The organism is Streptomyces sp. PA03-5A, from assembly GCF_033792725.1.
Classification (GTDB): Bacteria; Actinomycetota; Actinomycetes; order Streptomycetales; family Streptomycetaceae; genus Actinacidiphila.
The window spans coordinates 164,744-184,662 of record NZ_JARAVL010000020.1 but is presented as its reverse complement, the minus strand read 5'-3'; the positions used below and the strand labels follow the sequence as shown (position 1 = coordinate 184,662).

The window sequence follows — 19,919 nt, the reverse complement described above, 5'->3', positions numbered from 1 at the left end:
CAAGCTCGACGTCCTGTTCCGCGGCATCCGTCACTCCGGCATCAACTTCGCCGGCGGCGAATTCGGCCTGCCGCTCACCAGCGCGCTTGTGCCCGGCCAAGCGGTCTTCGGCCGCACTTCCGGGACCGGCTCCCAGGTCGCCCGCCACCGTGTCGGTGACTGCGCGCCACGTCTCAGTCGTCCTGAGACCTCTCGTACCGCGATCTCCGACTTCATCCCGGCCCGCGCACCTCTGCCCTGAGGGCGACTGAACTCGCGGCGAAATACCGGGAAGCGGCTGGGTTCTTGTGCCGCTCCCGGGCCTTGTCGCTCACCGTTCGGGAAAGCGGACCGCCGGAGCGGAGAAAAGTGCGGAATGTCGTTGCCGGTGCCTTGGTGTACTCAGGGAGATGCGCGCTGGGCAGTTCGCGAGCCTCCTCGTCTCCTGGCGTGTGCCGCCGTTCCCGGAGCATCGGGGAGTGGTCGCCACGCGAAGAAGTTTCGGCGGTCCGGGCGCGGAGACGCCACAGGGATTTCACAGGTCAACGTCGGGACGACCCCCGGCGGCGGGGCGCCCGGCGGGTGCAGGGTGCGAGGACCCGGGTCGAGGCCATTGACGTCCCATCCAGGGATGCTCCACACTTCCCCACGTGGACGCGGGTAGAACTGTTCCCGTGTCCCGAAGGCGCACACCATGGTCCGAAGGTGCACACCCTACGGGGGCGGCATGCGAACGGTTGGCGAAACGCGTCTCCTCGACATAAGACCCCGGTTGCGGAACGACGTTGTCTTCCTCCGCGTCGACACCGGGATCTACTTACGCAGTTCCGATACTTCATGCGTCCTCAAAGGCGCAGGCGCATATGAATGGATGTCGGCCCTCGGCCCCCGGATGAACGGCGCGTCCAGCGTCGCCGAGTTATGTGAGGGCCTGGACGAAAGTCGGCGCAGAACCGCTGTCGCATTGATGAAGGCCCTTCTCGACAAGGGATTCGCCCGCGACGTCCCGCAACCCGACGACAAGGTCCTGGATTCCGCGGCAGCGGAATTGTTCGCGTCGCAGGTCAATTTCATCGAGCACTTCATGCACGCGGACCGGCGGACACCGCAGGAGCTGTTCGCCCGGTTCCGCTCCTCACGCGTCCTGGTCAGCGGCCCGCCCGGGGACGTCCTTGCGGCGGCCGTCCGCGGCCTGCTGCGCAACGGCCTGGCCGAGGTCTTCGTGGACGACGCCTCCTGGGGGCGCGAGTTCGACGGCGAGATCGCCCGTCTCGCCGATGCCGGCACCCCGGCCAAGGTCGTCGTCCTGCCCCTGCCACCCGTGGACCTGGCCGCGTTCGACGTGGTCGTGTGCGCCGTCGACGGCGCACACGGCCGCGGCCTGCTCGATCTGACCAAGCGCGTCCACGGTGCCGAGGCAGGACCGCGGCTGCTTCCCGTCGTGTCGGACCGGACCCGGGTGGTGCTGGGTCCCATCAGCGGACCGGCGGATCAACCGTGCTGGATGTGCGCGCAGTTGCGGCTCTCCGCCAACTGCGACCCCCGGCTCGCGGCGGACTACTGGCGCGCCCTGGCGGTCGGGCCGACCGCGGGCGAGCCCGAGCACGGCAGTGCGGTCGCCCGGAGCATGGTGGGCAACGCGGTGGCGTTCGAGATCTTCCGGCTGGGCAGCGGACAATTGCAGCCCGACGACCAACGGCACGCGGTGATCCAGGACCTGACCACGCTGGAGTCCCGGCGCGAGCGGGTGCTGCCGCATCCGGGATGCCCGCTGAGGCACGCACGGGTGGAGCCGGACGGGGACGGTCCCACCCGGCCGGCGGATGACAGCGAGGCCTACGGCCGGGCGGCCGTCCTGGTCTCCCCGGACGTCGGCGTGATGTCCGGATGGGCTGACGAATCGTTCAAGCAGATACCGCTCAAGATGGGCCGGGTGCGGCTGGGCCCCGCCGGGTCGCTGACCGACGGGCACCGCGAGATCGCCGCGTTCGACACCGACACGATCCTGGTCGCACGGACCCGCGCGGTGCGGGCGGCGGTGAGCTGCTACGTGGGCCGGCTGGGGCCCGTCGGGGCGGTGGGCACGAGCGCCGACGAAGCGGCGGCCTTGCTGCCCGCCCAACTGCTGGAGGTGTTCGGCGGCCTGGCGGGGGAGCGGGAGTGGTCCGGGGGCGCCACGACACCCGCGGTGTCGCTGCACGACGGCAGCACGTGGCTCGTGCCCGCCGCGGCCGCCTATCCGCTCTCCCCGGCCAACGCCCGGTTGCGCTTCGAGCCCACCTCGGCGGGTGCGGCGGCGGACTGGACGCTCGAGGCCGTGCGGGAGCAAGGACTGTGCTCGGCGCTGGCCTACCGCGGCCTGGTCCGCGCCCTGACCCGTGAGGCCCCCGCCACCCGCGTGGGCGACTCCCTGCTCGCAGGCGACGACGAAGTGGCGTTCGCCCTGGGCAGCCTGCGTCACATCGGCCGCGAGGCCCGGGTGTACGCGCTGCCCGGCGCAGCGCCCGCCTTCACGGTGCTTGCCGTCGTCGAGGGCGGCGAGGAGGGGGCGGCCGACTGGGCCGTCGGCTCGGCTCTGTCGGCACGGGACGCCCTGCGCGACGCGGTGCGCGACGCGGTAGGCCTCGCTGTCAGCCGGCACTACGAGGGCACGCCGGCGGACCTGGGCGACCCGCTGGTGGCCGATCTCGACCCCAGGGCGCTCCTCGAAGGCGAAGGCGTCGCGGAGTGGTCCCTCGACGGGCCCGCGACACCGGTGCCCCAAGTGCTCGCACGGCTCGACGCGGACGGCACCCGAGCGCTGTTCGTCGAGACCACCACGATCGATCTGCACGCAGTCCGAGGAATGGTCACCGGCACGGTCCTGCTCGCCGCGCAGTAGGTGACCCCGGACTGACCCGCGCCCGCACCGGGCGCGCCACGGTTCCCGGAACGACCGTTCCGGGGTGACATCCCCACCACACCCATGGGAAGGATCGCCATGTCAGTTGAGCTCAAGGACGAGCTGAGCGCTCTGGAGAGCGCGACGTTCGAGATCGAGGAGATGACCGACGAGTCGGTCGAGCTGGCCTGGTCCAGCTCCAGCTGCTCCTGCTCCAGCTGCTGCTCCTGCAGCACCAGCTCCTGCTGCTCCTGCAGCTCCAGCACCAGCTGACCGCCGGCCGGCTGATCAGGGCGGGTCGCCCCGGTCTCCGGACGGACCGCCCGGCGTGACGAGTGCAGCTGCTCGCAGGGCCTGCACCCTCGGCCGTGCGAGCAGCTGTTTCACCCACCCGCGTACCAATGAGCGTCTGAGTGGACGGATGACTTTGTGGTGTCGAACGCAATGACGGTCACGGCAGTCTCGGATGATCCATGGGCACGGGCCGCCGATGTCCTGCGTGCTCACCTGAACGGCCGGGCTCCCGCGGGGTTCGAGGTCGACGTCCGGGTACTCGGACTGCCCGAGGCGGCCGGAGAGCAAGGACCGCCACCGGCGCACGGACTGGTTTACCCGGTGCGCCTGTACGCGGGGACCGTGCTGCTCGGACCCCTCCACCGGGCGGACGGGAGGAGCCGGCCGTGCGGCCGGTGCCTGGACCGGCGCTGGCTGGCGCTGCGCCCGGTTGAGGAACGAAGGGCCGTCGAGGACGGCGCCGATTTTTTCGCCGGCGGTGAACCCGGCCTCGTGCCGCTCGTGCTGGACCACATCGCGCAGCTCGTGGCCGCGGAGACGGCCGGCGCCGAGCTGCCGCCCGGTGACCGGCGGATCGGCCGGATCGTCGAGCTGCGGACCCGCGACCTGACCGTCACCCGCCACGAGCTCATCGCCGACTCCGAGTGCGAGCGGTGCGCCACCCCACTGCCCGACACCGCCGAGGGCGCGGTGCTGCCCCTGCGGGCACGGCCGAAGTCGAGCCCGGTGAGCTACCGGGGAGCCGCCGCGGGCGACCTTCCATTGCCGGTAGGCGGATACGTCAACGAGGTCTGCGGAGCGCTGGCGAGCGCGGCCCGCCGCGTCTACCAGTGCAGCGCGACCCTGCCGGTCAGCGGCTACTTCAGGGTGCGCAGCAAGTACGACTTCCACGAGATGTGGTGGAGCGGGCAGTCGCAGAGCTCGGTGAGCAGCGAACGGTACGGGATGCTGGAGGGGCTGGAGCGCTACGCGGGCCAGTTCCCGCGGGCCAAGCGCCCGACGGTGTACGCAAGTTACCGCGACCTGGCGCCGGACGCCCTCGACCCCGCGGCCCTGGGTGCGTACCGGCCGGAGTTCTACGCCGGACACCGTGACTACTACCAGCCGTACACCCCGGACACCCCGACCCACTGGGTGTGGGGCTACTCCTTCGGCGGACGGCGGCCGGTGATGGTGCCGGAGCAACTGGTGTTCTACCTCGACCGCCGTCCGGACCGGAAGTTCGTGCAGGAATGCTCCAACGGCTGTGCCAGTGGCACCAGTACGGAGGAGGCACTGCTGCACGGCATGCTCGAACTCATCGAGCGGGACGCCTTCCTGCTGTGCTGGTTCGCCGGGGCGAGGCTGCCTGAGATCGACCAGGCGACCATCGCCGACGAGGAGGTCCGGTTCGTGCTGGACCGCGTGGCGCGGCTGGGCTACCGGATGCGCCTGTTCGACATGCGGGTGGACGTCCCCGTACCCGCGGTGATGGCGGTCGCCGAGCGGTTGGACGGGGGGCTGGGCACCCTGTGCTTCGCGGCCGGTGCCAGCCTAGATCCCGTCGAGGCGGTGCGTGCCGCGATCTCCGAGACCGCCTCGTACATCCCCGGCATGGACGAACGGGTGGCGGCCAAGGTGCCGGCGCTGCGGGAGATGGCGGCCGACTACGACCGTGTGCACGAACTGACCGACCATGCCCTGCTGTACGGCCTGCCGGAGATGGCGCACGTGGCCTCGTTCCTGCTGGACGCCGCGCCGGCCCGGTCGATGGGCGAGTTGTACGGCCCCTGGCTCGCCCAGCGGCCCGCGACGCTGGACCTGGCCGACGATGTCCGGTTCGTGATGGAGCGGCTCCGGGACGTGGGCAGCGACGTGGTCGCCGTGGACCAGACGTGCCCGGAGCAGGACGGCACCGGCATCCGCACCCTGTGTGTGCTGGCGCCCGGACTGGTGCCGATCGACTTCGGCTGGGAGCGGCAGCGCGTACTGGGCCATCCGCGGCTGCGGGCCTACCTCGACGGCCGCCTGGCCGAGGTCCACTCCCGTGCGGAGGGCTTCGGCCCCACCGGCCTGAATCCCAGGCCGCACCCCTTCCCGTGAGCCGTTCCCTGTGACCCGTCATGCGCGGACGGGCCCCGATCGTGGGCCGGGCACGTCCGGCGAAGGAGGAGAGTCCGTGTCCGAGGACCGAACGCAGGTCGTGAGCGCCTATGTGGAGTCGGTGTTCCGGCGCGGCCGGGAGTCGATGGAGCCGGTCGGTTTCACCCCCGACTGGGAGGACCAGCCGTCACGGCACAAGACCTACCTGGGAGTGCGGCGTTTCCCCGTGCCGCCGGGCGTCGGCCGGCCGCTGGCGCCCACCGCGGACGTCGTCCTCGGGACGCCGCCGCCCGGCCCGGGGCCGCTGTGGACAGCCGGGTCCCTGGCATCGCTGCTGCGGCTGTCCTGCGGAGTGCTGGACCGCAGGCTGCGGGTGAACTGGAACCAGGACAGCCATGTGCGGGTGCTCTACCCGGAGGCGCTGTGGGGCCGGGGCAGCGCCTCCGGCGGGGGAATGTACCCGCTGGAGGTGTACTGGGTGGCGGGTCCGTCCGGTCCGCTGACCCCCGGGGTCTACCACTATGCGACGGCGCACCACGCGTTCGAGCGGCTGGTGGCGGGCGACCTGACCGCCGAGGTCCGGGACGCCTGTGCCGGAGCCGGGACGGCGGACGGCTTCCTCCTGGTGACTGTGCGGTTCTGGAAGAACGCGTTCAAGTACAACAGCTTCTGCTACCACGTGGTGACCCAGGACGCCGGTGCCCTGCTGGGGTGCTGGGAGCTGATCGCCCGGGCGACGGGGCGACGGCTCTCGCGCGTGCTGTGGTTCGACGACGAGCGGCTCAACCGGCTCCTGGGGCTCGTGACCGACGAGGAGAGCGTGCTGGCCGTCGTCCCGCTGCCGTTCGGCCCGCCAGGCGCGGGCGCGGGCCCGGAGCCGAGCGCCGGAGCGGGCGGCACCGCGGGCCGCGGCGGTCCGGTCGACCGCCCGAGCTTCGAACGGTCGGCGCGGACCAGGACGTTCGAGCAGGTGCGGCAGGTGCACCGGGCGGTCCTGGACGACCGCCGTGCGCGCCCCGACCCGGCGGTGGCGCGGCGCCTGGTGCCGCTGCCACGGGAGCTTGGCGGCGAGGTGGAGCTGCCGCGGCCCCTGGCTGGCCGGCTCGGCACGGACCTGGGCGAGGTCCTGCGCGGCCGGCGCACCAGCTTCGGCTCGTTCGTGGGGTCCCGTCCGCTGGGCCTGGACGAGTTGGCGACCGTGCTGGCCGGCACCGTGTCGGGGCAGCGGTACACCGCGGATGCGGTGCCGGAGGACGCCGGCCTGACCGGGCTGTACGTGCTGGCGAACCGGGTGGCGGGGCTGCCCGCCGGGAGCTACCGCTACGACGCGGGCGGCAAGCGGCTGCAGGTGGTGCGGCAGGGGCCGATCGCCGGGACGCTGCAGCGCAGCTACTACTTGAGCAACTACAACCTGGAACAGGTCGGCGCCGTGCTCGCGATTTCGGGCCGATGGCGCAGCACGCTGGAGGCCTTCGGCAGTCGCGGCTACCGCGTGCTGAACGCGGAGGTGGGGGCGCTGTCGCAGACCGCCTACACCGTCGCGGCGGCGCTCGGCGTGGGCTGCGGCGTGGTGCTCGGCTTCGACAACATCGCGATCGACGAGGCGGTCGGTCTCGACGGCAGTGACGAACGCACCTTCCTGTTCGTGCTGCTCGGGCACGAACGCACGGACCGCGCGGACTACGACTACCGGCTGGCATGAAAGGGACGATCCGTGATATCCAGCGCGATACCATCGGCGGCCTCTCCCTCGGAGCCCGCCGCGACTGCGCCGGGTCCCCGACGCGCCGAAGGGGCGTGGCACCTCGTCCCGCGGTTCATGCTGCGGGTCGGCGGGCTGCCCTTCGAGGCCGCCGACGTCCTGGCCACCGCGCAGAGCGCGGCGTGGGCGGACGGGCTGCTCGACGCCCGGCGGCGGCTGCGTGAACGAGGAGCCCGCCTCGCCGATGTCCTGCAGGATCGGATAGCGGACTCCCTCGCCGACCCGTCGGCGCGCCGCACGCTGATCAATCTGCGCCGGGACGTGTTCAACTCCCGTGTTCCGCGTGGTCTCGCGTCGGCGGAGCCGCTGCTGCCGGCGCAGGATGTCGCGGCACTGCGGGAATGGGCCGCCGAGCGGGAGCGCTGCGCGTCGCTGCTGACCGGCGGCTCCGGCGTCGTGGCGCGCGAGGTCGCGGCGAGCCGGCGGGAGCTGCGGCGGATCACGGTGGAGACGGATCTGCGCCACGGCATCCAGCTGTCCTCTCCGTCGCTCGACGAGTACCTGGACGGCTACGTGCGGCGCGACGGCGGTCCGCTGAGCAAGCGGGAACGCCGCATCGAACGGTCACTGCTGGAGTACCTCTACCGCACGGCGTGCAAGACCAGCCCTTTCAGCACGCTGACGGCGGTGTCCGCCGGCGGCTTCGAGGAAGGCGTCGGCAGCCCCCTCGTGACGCGGCTCAGCGGCTGGGACAAGGAGAGCCACTCCAGGCTCAACATCGCGGTGCTCGCCCGGCTCTCGGAGCTGGCCACCGTCGACCCGCGGCTCCGCCGCGACCTGCCGGTGCGGGCCACCAGCGGGCTGCGGGTCGACCGCGACCGGGTGCGCTACCTGCGCAGGCTGCGCGGCGCCGACGCCGACGCGGACGCGGCGGTCACCTTGGACGCGGTGCACGAGAGCCTGTTCTACCTGCCCACCGGCGACGTTCTCGCGGACGTGCTCACCGTGTTCCGGGACGACGCCGAGTTGCGGTTCGGCGACGCGGTGGCCCTGCTGTCCGCCAGGGGCCCCGACCGGCCGGAAGTCGATGTGGAGGCCTACCTCGCCCAGTTGCTCAGGCTCGGGCTGCTCGTCGTCCCGGGGCTCCAGGTCGACATCCACGACCCGGACCCGGTCGCCACCTACGGCAAGGGCCTGCGGGCGCTGCGCACCGCCTGGGCGGACGACGTCGCCCGGCTCGTGGAGCACATGGGCGAGGACGTCGGACAGTTCGCCGGGGCTGACCTCGGACGCAGACGCCAGCTGCTGGGCCGGATCAAGGAGTCGGCGGCGGCGGCGCACCGGCTCCTGGGCCAGGCGGATCTCCCGGTGCTGCGCACGCTGGTCTACGAGGACACCACGGTGCCCGGGCTGGCGGTGACCGGTGACGCGCAGGCGTGGCAGGAGCAACTGACCCCGGACCTCGAACGGTTGGCCGACATCCTGCCGGCCTTCGACGGCAACCTCGTGCGCCGCCTGGTGACCAAGGGGTTCTTCAGGGCGCGGTACGGCACCGGGGGGCGCTGCGAGGACTTCCTGTCCTTCGCCCACGAGTTCGGGCAGGACTTCTACGACAACCACAACCAGCGGCTCCTGCGTCACCAGCGCTTCGACGGCACCGCCTTCCGCCCCTACGACAACTGGTTCCGGCAGGAGGACATCACCCGCATCGACCGTGCCCGAGCCGCCGTCGCCGACGAGGTCGTACGGCGATACCGGGACCTGGCCTCCGGGGCCGATCTGGAGCTGGACGAGGAGTTCCTCACGACCGTCGGAGCGATCCTGCCCCGCTCGCCCCGGGAAGGACTGCGCCCACTGTCGTTCTTCCTCCAGCTCGCGCAGCGGGGCACGCAGGATCCGCTGGTCGTCGTCAACCGGGTCTACTCCGGCCTGACCCTGCTGTTCTCCCGGTTCGCACACTGCTTCGGGTCCGGGCTCACCGCGTCGCTGCGCCGGTCCCTGGAGACCGTCGCCCCGCCCGGTGCCGTCTTCGCCGAGCTCAAAGGCGGCTACGACACGACCAACCTCAACCTGCACCCGGTAGTCACCCCCTACGAGGTGGTCTGCCCGGGCGAGACCAGTTCCCGGCCCGGCGCGGAGCAGATCCCGGTGGAGGACCTGGTCGTCGAGCACGACCCGGCGGCCGACCGGCTGCTGCTGCGCTCGCGTCGCCTGGGCGTCGAGGTGATCCCGGTCTACCTGGGCTTCCTGCTGCCCATGGCGCTGCCGGAAGTGCAGCAGGTGCTGCTGAACTTCTCGTACACGAGCATGGTGCAGCTCGACCTGTGGGAGGGCACCGGCCTGCGGGAGACACAGGACGGCCCGCTGCCCCGGATACGGCTCGGCAACGTCGTGGTGCAGCGCAGGTCCTGGCGGTGCGCCGCGGACCGGCTGCCCGCGGTGACGCCCGGGCAGCCGGACCACGAGTGGTTCCTGGCGTGGCGGGAGTGGCAGCGGCGCATGGGCCTTCCGCGTCGCGTCTTCGCGAGCCCGGGCGGCGAGCACAAGCCCCTGTACGTCGACTTCGACGCCTACCCGAGCGTGCGCCTGCTCGACACGGCCGTCCGCAAGAGCGCCTCCCCGGTGGTCCTCACCGAGATGCTGCCCGGCCCGGACGAGCTGTGGCTGCGCGACGACCGGAACCGATACGTCACCGAGCTCACGGTGGAGCTCGACGGAATGCCCACGGAGCGGTGATGAACGGCAAAGACACTCTCCTCGCAGGCAGCGTCCCCGGCATGGAGACGGACGGGAACGGCTGGATCAGCCTGCACGTCTTCTACGCGGCGAACGCCAACCCGGTGCTGGTGCACTGCGTGCGGCCGCTGGTCGCGCGGCTGCGCGAGCAGCGCCTGCTGCGTTCCTGGTTCTTCATCCGGTACTGGCTGGAGGGCCCGCACATCCGGCTGCGCCTGCTGCCGGCCGACGCCGCGGCGGCCGGTGAGGTGGCGAGGATCGCCGAGGGGGCGCTCGCCGACTTCATGCGCCGCCGCCCGGCTCTGTACGAGGAGGACCGCAACGCCAGCGGCGACCTGTACCGGAACATGTTCCTCGCCGAGTACAGCCAGGAACGCTGGGACGAGTTGTACGGACCGGACGGCACGATGCCCTTCCGGGACAACAACAGCGTCGCGCGCATCCCCTACGAGCGGGAGCTGGACCGGTACGGCGGTACCACGGCCATGGAGCTGGCCGAATGGCACTTCGAGAGATCCAGTGACCTGGTGGTCACCCTGCTGGAGAGCACCAACGTCCACGTGCGCACCGTGCTGCTGGGCCAGGCCGCCCAGCTGACGGCCGGTCTGTGCTTCTCCTTCCTGGGGGACCACGGCGAGGTGGCCCGCTTCCTGACCCGATATCGCACCATGTGGGAGACCTCCTACCAGGAGCCGAGCGACAGCCAGCACGAGCGCTTCGACCGCAGTTATCACCGGATGCGCGACCGACTCGTCTGCCGGCTGCGGCACGTGGGGGACAGCGTCCGCGACACGCCCGGCGCGGCCCCCACCCCGCTGGAGCGGTCCTGGCTCAGCCACTGCGCCGACCTGCGCGAGAAGGTACTCGCGCTGTCCGGCGCCGGCGTCCTGGCCTTCCGCGACGGCGCGGCCCCCGACCCCCAGGCCGCCTTGGCCATCGTCCTCAGCTCCTACGTCCACATGACCAACAACCGGCTCGGCGTGAGCATCCTCGACGAGATCTATCTGTCGTACGTCATGGACAAGGCGCTGTCGGACATGGCCGCGCAGGAGGTGCCACGGTGACCGCACAGGATCTGCCCCGGCTCCGCCAGGAGGTCGTGCTCGGCCCCGCCCTGCGGACCGGCCCGAAGACGGTGCACCACGTCAAGGACGCCCGTACCGGCTGCTACTACCGGGTCGGCCCCCGCGAGCACTTCATCATGGGCCTCATGGACGGCCGCCACACCCTCCAGGACATCGGACGCCGGTACAGCGACACCTACGACCGCCGGCTGGGCCCGGACCACTGGGGGCAGATCTTCACCCTCCTCGGCCGCTACCAACTGCTCGACGGGCATGCCGACACCGCGGTCCTCGACAAGCTGAGGAAGGCCCGCGAGGACAAGGAGTCCGCGCGGCAAGGGTGGCTGCGGCGGCGCTGGGTGCTGCTCCGGCCCGACCGTCTGTGCGCCGCCCTGGCGACGCGCCTGGCCTTCGCCTTCCGTGCCGGCTTCGTGATACCCGCGCTGATCCTGGTCGCCGCCGTACAGGCCCTGGTCTGGACCCACGCGGCCACCCTCAGCACCGAGGCGGCCCACCAGCGCACATGGGCGATCTCGATACCGGTCTCCGTACTGCTCGTCTGGGTGATCACAGCGCTGCACGAATTCGCGCACGGCGTGACCTGCCGCCACTTCGGGGGCACGGTCACGGAGATCGGGGTCAGCTGGCGGTTCCCCCTGCTGGCCCCCTACTGCCGGACCGACGACATCGTGCTGTTCCACCGCCGCAGAGCCCGAGTGGCGACGGCGTTCGCCGGGGTCATGGTGAGCCTGCTGGCCATGGTGCCGGTCGCCGGATGGTGGTGGCTGACCCGCGACGGTGGTCCGGGCCATTCGCTCGCCGCCGGGGTCCTGCTGTTCGGCAGCGCGGGCTCGTTGCTGAACCTGCTGCCATTCCTGCGATCGGACGGATACGTGATGCTGACGCACGCGCTCGACCTGGCCGACCTGCGCGGCGAGAGCTACCGGTTCTGGCGGCTGTTCCTGCGCCGGGGCGACCCCGCCGCGCGCGAACGACTCAGCGTCTACCCGGCCCGCGACGCCCGCGCGTACGCCGCCTACGGGCTGGTCTCGCTGCTGTTCGCGCTGTCGGTGTACGGCTGCCTGATGTGGTTGTGGTTCGCCACACTCGAACGCTGGACGGGACCGGTGTGGGCCGTGGTGATCCTCGCCGCCGAGACCGCCGTCGTGGTGGTCCTGGTCCTCGCGGCGGCCCGAGCCCGTTCCGGCGGACGGCAGGCCGCCGATGCGTGACGGCCTCGCGGTCCGCACCAGCGGACTGACCAAGCGGTACCGTCCGGAGGCCGGTGTGTTCGACCTCGATCTCGTCGTGCGCACCGGAGAGGTGTACGGCTTCCTCGGGCCGAACGGGTCCGGGAAGACCACCACCATGCGGATGCTCGTGGGACTCGTCCGGCCGACGTCGGGCACCGCCTCGGTGCTCGGCCACCCCGCCGGCAGCTCCGCAGGCCTGCGGGGCGTGGGCGCGTTGATCGAGTCACCCGCCCTGTACCCGCACCTGTCCGGGCGCGACAACCTGCGCGTCCTCGCCCGGTACGCAGCCCTTCCCCCCGGCCGCGTCGACGACGTGCTCGAGGAAGTGGGCATGGCCGCGCGAGCCGACGTCGCCTTCCGCGCGTACTCGCTCGGCATGCGGCAGCGGATCGCGGTGGCGGCCGCGCTCCTGAAGGACCCCGCCCTGCTGATTCTCGACGAGCCGACCAACGGTCTGGACCCGGCGGGCGTCGCCGGCATACGGGAGCTCATCACGGGGCTGCGCCGTCACCAGCGCACCGTCCTGCTGTCGAGCCACCAGCTGACCGAGGTGGAGCACCTGTGCGACCGGGTGGGCGTCATACGTCACGGCCGGCTGGTCGCGGAGGGCACCGTCCCGGAGCTGCGCCGGGGCGCCGGACACGAGGGCCTGACGCTCACGGTCGATGAGCCGGCACGCGCCGCCGACCTGCTCGCGCGGCTGCCGTCCGTCCGCTCGGCGACCGTGGAGGACGGGAAGGTGCGCGTGGCCGTCGACCCCGGCCAGGCGGCGGCCGTCAACCGGTTCCTCGTGGAGAACGGACTGGCCGTCAGCGAGCTCCGCCGGCAGACGGTCTCCCTCGAGGAGGCCTTCTTCGAGCTGGTCGCGGACCAGCCCACATCGGGAACGGGAACGGAACGCCAGGGAGTGGTCAACCGGTGAACGCCGTGGTGCAGGCGGAGCTGCTGGCGGCACGCAAACGCCCCGGCGTGTGGATCGTCGGCGGCGTGTGGATCGCCCTCGCCCTGGTCTTCGGCACGGTGGTGCCGGCCGTCGTCTACCTTGCCGTACGGAACCGGCCGCCCGGCGCCGCCGGTGACCCGCAGGAACTGATCGACGGCCTGCTTCCGGACCGCTTCCTGTCGGGGACCGTGGCCCTGTACCCGATGTTCGGCAGTGCACTGATGCTGATCCTCGGCGCGGTGCTCACCGGAGGCGAGTTCCGGTGGGGAACCTGGGGGACACTTCTGGTCCAGCGGCCCGGCCGCACGGGCGCGGTCCTCGGCAAGGCGGCGTCCGCGGCGGTGGTGGTGCTCTGCGTCACGGCGCTGGTGGTGGCGCTCGGCGCCGCATCCGGCGCCGTCGCCGCGGCGCTCACCGGCCGGGCGGCGCACTGGCCGGACGTGTCAAGCCTCGCGGCCGGAGTCGCGGCCGCCTGGCTGATCAGCATGGCCGCGGCGAGCCTCGGCATGTTCCTGGCGATCCTGCTGCGCGGCACCGGCGCCGCCATCGGGGTGGGGCTGCTGTGGCTGCTGGCGATGGAGAACCTGGTCTCCGGGCTGACCGGGACCCTCCCGGTGCTGAAGGGGCTGCAGCGGCTGCTGATCGGGCCGAGCGCGGGCTCGTTGGCCGCCGCCCTCGACCCGTCCGGCACGGCCGGCACCTCGGTTCCCGGGGTGGTCTCGGTGTCGGGACCCGTCACGGCGAGCATGGTGCTGACGGCGTACATGGCGGTCTTCCTCGGCCTGTCCGCCCTGCTGCTCTCCCGGCGCGACGTGGCCTGAAGGCCCGCCTGCCACGGGCGAAGCGCACCGTCGGCGGCGGAGGTCCACGCACCCCGGCTCGCCCGGCACGGCCTCGTGCTCCGCTGCGGCCTCGGCCGACGTCGCGGACGGCGTCGGCCGGACGCGGAGGCGGCCTCGCCGCTTGTCGCCCGGATCCCGGACAGGGCATAGCTGCGACACCCCGCGGTGCTGCCGGGGGCTGGTACCCCCGACAGGGCAATCGGAGTGCTCGCCACGATCGTCGAACGCCAAAGCTGCGTCGGCGACCACTGGTTCACCGCCGGTGTCCTGTCCGAGCGATTCGGCGCCCAGGTCGTCGCGACGACCCGCACGATCAAGCAGATGCACCACAACGTGTCAATCCGTACAGGCTTTTGGGACAAGTACTTCCTCGGCCAGATCCCGGACGCCCCGGTCACGGCCGTCACCGTGCCCGACAACCGGTTCACGCTCGAAGGTCATGATCTGCTGATCATCGAAGCCGGCCACAGCGACACCGACGACACAAGCGTCCTGCACGTCCCGGACCTCGAGCTCGTGGTCGCGGGCGATGTGATCTACAACGGCGTGCACCAGTTCCTGGTCGAGGCCGGGCACGGTGGCCTGGACGCGTGGCGCCAAGCCATCGCAATCGTCGAAGACCTCAGGCCCCGCTGGATCGTCGCTGGCCACAAGAACAAGCAGCTTGATGACGACGCCACTCGCACCATCAATGAGACCCGCGAGTACCTCGACACCGTCGACGAACTGCTCCTCCAGCACGGCAGCGCTCGCGACTTCTTCGACGCCGAGTTGGAGCGGTTCCCCGAGCGCCTGAATCCGGGCGCTCTGTGAGGCGGAGCCGTCGCACTTTACTCCTGGCTGTCACGTAGTCAGTGATCATCGAATGACGATCGTCCCCGGGAACCCCGGGGGCGATCGCTGTTCACATGTGCCTGCGGATCAGCTGCCGATCAGTCGATGCGGTCGCTCAGGCCCAGCACCTGCGGGTCGTCGCTGGGAAAGTCCCTGGGCATGCCCGGCACGTGGATGGTGCGCCCGTACACGCCGGCCAGAAACTCGACAACGCCGACCGGGAACTCCGACCAGTCGCCGTTGTCTCCGCGGACGACCACGGGCCACGCGTCCGGATCCGCAGGGCTTGTCCGCCAGTAGAAGGAGTCCCCCGAATTGGACTCCGCCCAGGAGATCAGGCCTCCCGGCTGTGGGAAGGGAACGTAGCCCTCGGTGTCGCCCATCTCGTACAGATCCTGAAGGATCTCGTCCTCCCTGGACGCGGACGCCCATGACGCCTCGGCGCCGGGCCGGGGAGCGGAGACCGTCAGGAAGTCGTCGACGACCAAGACCGGATACGCCTCCGCCAGAGCGCGGAAGTCCGAGGGCAGCGCCGTCCCGAGGGCGCGCGTGGTCAGCACAGTGAAGCCGCAGTAAATGAGGATCAGCCGAGGTACGGCCGAAAGGGATGGCAGGACCCCGGCGGTGTGATTGTCGGGGTCCTCGTCTTGGGTCGAGTAGGAACCACACAGACCGGTTGAGTCGACTTCACGGCTGGGTTCGTCGCTGGGCGACGTCGAACGCGGGCGCGAGCGGGGCCAGTGCCGCGCGGAGTTGGTCTGGCAGCGAGCCGGAAGGCACGACCAGTCCTCCGGCACCGAAACTCCCGGCGGCCCCCGCGTTCCCGGTCGGCTGGAGCCAGCTTTCCAACGCGATGCGAACCGCCGCGGCCACGCTCGCCGCGAGAACGCGGGCTGTGTGCGCTCCGGCGTCGCCCAGGCGTTCGGCGATCACCGCCGTGAGAGGCGGCTCGATGTCGGCGGTGGTATCGAGGAACGCGTCGCGCAGCGCGGTCCGGGTGGTGATCAGCAGCAGTGCCTCGTGTTCGCGCTCACCGGTGTTCGTGTACTGCTCGACCACCGCTTCGGTGACGGCGTCAGCCAGGCGCACTCCTGCGGGCCGGGCCGCGACTGCCGCCGCGATCCGCGCCTCCCGGTCCGCGGTAACAGCGGAGACGATCGCCTGCTCGCGGCTGGCGAAGTAGTTGTTGTAGGTGCGCGGCGAGACCCCGGCCGCCTCGGCGATGTCCTCGACCCGCACCTGGTCGGGGCCGCGCTCCACGGCCAGGCGCAGGGCTGCCTTGCGTAGCGCCTCGCGGGTGGCCTGCTTCTTCCGCTCCCGCAGCCCTGGTGGTGGTGTCGTCACGGCGTCAGCGTTCCACACAGGGCTGCGTGCACGCAAACTTGCGTGCACGCACTTTGACTGTCAGCCTCGTCCCGAACTGAGACCGACAGAGAGGACGTCACCGTGCGAGCAAGAGGAATGACCTACGACACCGGATTCGTCGTGCATGGCCAGACATCCCGCGAGCACTTCGACCTCGCGGTGGTCCGGCGCGAGCTCGCCATCATCCGCGACGACCTGCACTGCAACGCGGTCCAGATCATCGGCGGCGACCCGGGCCGACTGGAGCTGGCCGCCGGTGCCGCCGCCGAGCTCGGCCTGGAGGTCTGGTTCTCGCCCTATCCTCTGGAGTTGGATCCGGAGCAGGTCCTCACGCTCTTCCGCGACTGCGCCGAGCGAGCGGAACGGCTCCGGCAGCAGGGGGCCACAGTCGTGTTCGTCGCAGGGGTCGAGCTGAGCGTGATGAACCGCGGGTTCCTGCCCGGTGAGAGCCCCGAGGAGCGGGTCGAGCAGCTGATGAGCCGGCCCGACCGGCGGGCCGAAGCGATGCGTGAGCTCGGCGTGCGCATCAACGCATTCCTCCGCGACGCCGCGGCCACGGTCCGCGAGCGGTTCCAGGGCAAGCTCACCTACGCGTCCATCCAGTTCGAGCAGGTCGACTGGACTCCCTTCGACATGGTGACGTTCGAGCTGATCCGCTCCGCCGAGGTTGCCGACCGGTTCCGGGACGCGGTGCGCACCCTGGCCCAAGGTCCCAAGCCGCTCGCTATCACCGGGTTCGGCACCGCGGCCTACCGCGGCGCGGGAGACCGAGGTGGGCGGGTGCTGGAAGTGGTCGAGCACGATCCCGAGACCAAGGCCCCTGTACGACTGAACGGCATATACGAGCGCGACGAGGCCGGCCAGGCCGCATATCTGAGCGAACTGCTGGAGATCTTCGAGACCGAGGGCGTGGACAGCGCGTTTGTGTTCTTGTTCGCCTTGCCCGGCTACCCGCACCGCCCGGACGGCGACCCCAGGGACGATCTGGACCGGGCCGGCCTGGGCATCGTCAAACTCCTCGAAGGGCGCCGGGGGCAGACCTACCCCGACATGGAATGGGAACCCAAGGCCGCCTTCGAGGCAGTGGCGCAGCGGTATCGGAGATGACAGGCCCCGCGCACGGTGACCACGGTTCGGGATCTGCACTGCGGCGCAGCGCAGATCCCGAGCAAATGGAAGAGGTATTCGCCGAACCCGGCGCAGACCCCTACGACCAGGAGCGGGCGCGGAGTATCGCGGAGGATGCGTACACCTCGCCCTGGCGGCCGGAACGGACCGCTGCAGATCGCGACGATCACGGCAGGGGCTCCGTCGCCGTAAATCCGTTATTTACTGCGGCAGTTGCGAACACTTCTCTGTGATCGGGCATCCACTCGAATGTGGTTCTGCTGTGCGGACTTGAGGGGAGGGGACTGTCAGTGCACGACGCGGGCCAGGCCTGGCGCCAGGCTGTTTGCCTGGGTCATGCCCTCAGATCCTCCGTCACGGGCAGGCACTCGGCGAGCAGGTCGACGACGTCGCGCCAGGCTCGCTGCGCGTGCTGTCGGTGGTAGCCGACGCCGGGGACCGTGAGGTGGTCGACCGGCGGGTGGTGGAAGGCGTGCAAGGCGCCGCCGTAGACCGCGAGGCGCCAGTCGACGCCCGCGGCCTGCATCTCGGCAGTGAACGCGTTTCGTTGTGCGGGCGGCATGATCGGGTCTTCCGATCCGACCCCGGCCCACACCGGGCCGCGGATGCGCGCTGCCTCGCCCGGCCGGCCCGTGGTCAGCGCGTTGACTGTCCCGATCGCGCGCAGGTTGACGCCGTCGCGCCCGAGTTCCAGCGCGATGGCGCCCCGGTGCCGTAGCCGATGGCGGCGATCCGGTCGGGGTCGGTCCGGGGCTCGGTGCGCAACTCGTCGAGTGCCGCGTGGCCGATGTGCCGCATCCGGTCGGGATCAGAGAGCAGCGGCATGCAACGGGCCAGCATCTCCTCGGGGTCGCCCAAATAGCGCCCGCCGTGAAGGTCGAAGGCCAGCGCTACGTATCCCCGCTCGGCGAGAGCATCGGCCCGGCGGCGTTCGACGTCGCTGAGCCCCATGCCCTCTGGTCCGAGCAGCACCGCGGGCCGGCGGTCGACACCGGCCGGGAGTGCGAGGTGCCCGATCATCGTCAACCGTCCGCCGGGTACTCGACCGTACGCGTCGTAATCGCCGTCATGAGACTGGACTGTAGTGATCGTCGAGCCCGGCCCGGCCGGTGTTCTGCCGCTGGCAGAACACCGGCCGGGCCCTCTGAAATGCGCGGGCCGAGCCCTCATCGTCTCATTGCCGCCTTTGGCGCGTACCTCGATCACCCCCCAACCCGTCGGCTACTCCGCCAGCGGGCGCCACGTCCCCCTCCGGTTCCCCGCGATTCCACCCCGAGAATCCGCGAACCCGTCGGCTTGCCGGCCGGCGGACTGGCGGTACGTGGAGGCCGCGGGGTCTGTCCATTGAACGGCACCTCTCTGTGTCAAGCGGGGGCGATCAGAGAGGTATCCCAACGTGTTGGATCGGCGCCGGAGATCGTGGTCTGCAGCCATGATGTCCGAGGCTGTGGCAGGGGTCGCTCAAGTTACACCTGCCGCCTGCGGGCTGGCCCTCGAACGGCGTGCGTCCCGGCCACAGCCGCCGACGGGAGTGGCTCGAGAGAGGTCTGCACTGCCCAACGTTGCTCTGCCCTCCTCGTCGGTCACCTGGAGTCGACCACGAAGGAGACACCGTGCCACCCCGCCCCTCCGCCGACCCCGCATCAGGCCAGGTCACCATCGCCATCGACCCGCACAAGGCCTCCTGGACGGCCGTCGCCGTCGACGCCCGCCTACGGCCCATGGACGCCTTACGCGTCCCGGTCAGTCGAGCCGGGTACCGCGACCTACTCCGCTTCGCCCGGCAGTGGCCCAAGGCGATATGGGCCATTGAAGGCGCCAGTGGCCTGGGTGCCCCGCTGACCTCTCGGCTGGCCGCCGATGGCATCTCGCCCACGGACGTGCCGGCCAAGCTCGCCCGCCGGGTGCGGCTGCTGTCCACCGGCCACGGTCGCAAGAGCGACGAGGCCGACGCCCTGTCCGTGGGGATCGCCGCCCACACCGCAACCAGGCTCCATACCGCCCAGATCGACGAGGCCTCGCAGCCCTGCGCACCCTGACCGAGCACCGCGACGACCTGGTCCGGACCCGCACCCAGACCGTCAACCGCCTCCACGCGTTGATGACCAAGCTCGTGCCCGCCGGCCTGCCCCGCAAGCTGACCGCCGATACCGCTGCCGCAGCCCTGCGGGGCATCCGGCCGAAAGCATCGCTGGCCCGCACCCTGCGCGGCCTGGCCACGGATCTGGTCGTCGAGATCCGCCGCCTGGACCGCCGGATCACCACCGTCACCGAGCAGATCACTACAGCAGTAACCGAGACCAGCACCACCCTCACCGAGCTCCACGGCATCGGGAACCTGTTGGCAGCGAAGATCCTTACCCGCAACGCAGGCGTCGGCCGCTTCCGCTCGGAGGCTGCATTCGCCTCCTACTGCGGCGTGGCACCCCTGGAGGTGTCCTCCGGGGACGTGAAGCGACACCGACTCTCGCGAGCAGGAGACCGGCAGCTGAACTCCGCCCTGCACGTCATGGCCATCACCCAGATCCGCCACCCCACCCCGGGGCAGGCCTACTACCAGCGCAAACGCCGCGAAGGAAAAGGCCACAAAGAAGCCCTCCGCTGCCTCAAGCGCCGACTTGCCGATGTCGTCTACCGCACGATGCTCCGCGACCGGGATACCTCTCTGATCGCCCCCGCTTGACACAGAGAGGTGCCGTTCTTTGTACAGTCCCCGGGCTGGCGCTGGACAGTCGTCGGGCATGCGGCTTCTTGGGCCGCGGCAGCGTGTGAAGCGCGAGTATCCGAGGCCTGCCAAGCAGAACGCGTACGGCTGC

The 19,919-nt window shown here is 71.0% G+C and carries 14 protein-coding genes and 2 pseudogenes; 13 read left to right on the top strand and 3 right to left on the bottom strand.

Annotation, left to right across the window (positions count from 1 at the left end):
• The first annotated feature begins 946 nt into the window (after window positions 1-946).
• The 10 genes from PV410_RS25255 (at window position 947) to PV410_RS25210 (ending at window position 14,589) form a co-directional block, all read left to right on the top strand.
• Complete coding sequence (locus PV410_RS25255) at window positions 947-2,860, top strand: TOMM precursor leader peptide-binding protein (protein WP_500327874.1); 1,914 nt, start codon at window positions 947-949, stop codon at window positions 2,858-2,860.
• 99 nt (window positions 2,861-2,959) lie between these two features.
• Entirely contained in the window at window positions 2,960-3,133 is a 174-nt protein-coding gene (locus PV410_RS25250) for a hypothetical protein (RefSeq protein WP_018560191.1), read from the top strand.
• A 171-nt stretch (window positions 3,134-3,304) separates the two neighbouring features.
• Window positions 3,305-5,236 carry a TOMM precursor leader peptide-binding protein gene (locus PV410_RS25245; RefSeq protein ID WP_500327873.1) on the top strand — a complete coding sequence of 644 codons (1,932 nt, stop codon included), beginning with the start codon at window positions 3,305-3,307 and terminating at the stop codon, window positions 5,234-5,236.
• 76 nt (window positions 5,237-5,312) lie between these two features.
• Window positions 5,313-6,938 carry a SagB family peptide dehydrogenase gene (locus PV410_RS25240; protein ID WP_500327872.1) on the top strand — a complete coding sequence of 542 codons (1,626 nt, stop codon included), beginning with the start codon at window positions 5,313-5,315 and terminating at the stop codon, window positions 6,936-6,938.
• Between the two features lie 117 nt (window positions 6,939-7,055).
• Window positions 7,056-9,674 (top strand): lantibiotic dehydratase, encoded by a 2,619-nt coding sequence (locus tag PV410_RS25235; RefSeq protein WP_500327870.1) that lies wholly within the window; start codon window positions 7,056-7,058, stop codon window positions 9,672-9,674.
• Window positions 9,674-10,738: a thiopeptide-type bacteriocin biosynthesis protein gene (locus PV410_RS25230; RefSeq protein ID WP_500327869.1), complete on the top strand. Its 1,065-nt coding sequence runs from the start codon at window positions 9,674-9,676 to the stop codon at window positions 10,736-10,738. The genes PV410_RS25235 and PV410_RS25230 overlap by 1 nt, the downstream gene beginning before the upstream one ends.
• A complete protein-coding gene (locus PV410_RS25225) occupies window positions 10,735-11,970 on the top strand; it encodes a hypothetical protein (RefSeq protein WP_500327867.1) in 1,236 nt (411 codons plus the stop codon). Before PV410_RS25230 ends, PV410_RS25225 begins: the two co-directional genes overlap by 4 nt.
• Window positions 11,963-12,913, top strand: a complete 951-nt coding sequence (locus PV410_RS25220) for an ABC transporter ATP-binding protein (RefSeq protein ID WP_500327866.1) — start codon at window positions 11,963-11,965, stop codon at window positions 12,911-12,913. The genes PV410_RS25225 and PV410_RS25220 overlap by 8 nt, the downstream gene beginning before the upstream one ends.
• On the top strand, window positions 12,910-13,755 hold the full coding sequence (locus tag PV410_RS25215; protein WP_500327865.1) for an ABC transporter permease: 846 nt from the start codon (window positions 12,910-12,912) through the stop codon (window positions 13,753-13,755). Before PV410_RS25220 ends, PV410_RS25215 begins: the two co-directional genes overlap by 4 nt.
• 225 nt (window positions 13,756-13,980) lie before the next feature.
• Window positions 13,981-14,589, top strand: coding sequence for an MBL fold metallo-hydrolase (locus PV410_RS25210; RefSeq protein ID WP_500327863.1), 609 nt, complete (start codon window positions 13,981-13,983; stop codon window positions 14,587-14,589).
• A gap of 119 nt (window positions 14,590-14,708) precedes the next feature.
• Here PV410_RS25210 and PV410_RS25205 read toward each other — a convergent pair whose 3' ends face one another.
• Together PV410_RS25205 and PV410_RS25200 are read right to left on the bottom strand one after the other, a co-directional pair.
• A complete protein-coding gene (locus PV410_RS25205; protein ID WP_500327862.1) occupies window positions 14,709-15,170 on the bottom strand; it encodes a hypothetical protein in 462 nt (153 codons plus the stop codon).
• Between the two features lie 127 nt (window positions 15,171-15,297).
• Window positions 15,298-15,954 carry a TetR/AcrR family transcriptional regulator gene (locus PV410_RS25200; RefSeq protein ID WP_500327861.1) on the bottom strand — a complete coding sequence of 219 codons (657 nt, stop codon included), beginning with the start codon at window positions 15,952-15,954 and terminating at the stop codon, window positions 15,298-15,300.
• Window positions 15,955-16,071: 117 nt separating this feature from the next.
• Between PV410_RS25200 and PV410_RS25195 the strand changes: the two genes are divergently transcribed.
• Window positions 16,072-17,082, top strand: a complete 1,011-nt coding sequence (locus PV410_RS25195) for a glycoside hydrolase family 113 protein (RefSeq protein ID WP_500327860.1) — start codon at window positions 16,072-16,074, stop codon at window positions 17,080-17,082.
• Window positions 17,083-17,437: 355 nt separating this feature from the next.
• Here the strand turns inward: PV410_RS25195 and PV410_RS25190 are convergent.
• Window positions 17,438-18,173, bottom strand: a pseudogene (locus PV410_RS25190) (dienelactone hydrolase family protein).
• Between the two features lie 651 nt (window positions 18,174-18,824).
• Here PV410_RS25190 and PV410_RS25185 point away from each other — a divergent pair.
• Window positions 18,825-19,162, top strand: a pseudogene (locus tag PV410_RS25185) (IS110 family transposase); the annotation flags it as partial.
• 42 nt (window positions 19,163-19,204) lie between these two features.
• The gene (locus PV410_RS25180) at window positions 19,205-19,786 is read left to right on the top strand and encodes a transposase (protein WP_500327891.1); all 582 of its coding nucleotides are present in this window, start codon (window positions 19,205-19,207) and stop codon (window positions 19,784-19,786) included.
• The last annotated feature ends 133 nt before the right edge of the window (window positions 19,787-19,919 follow it).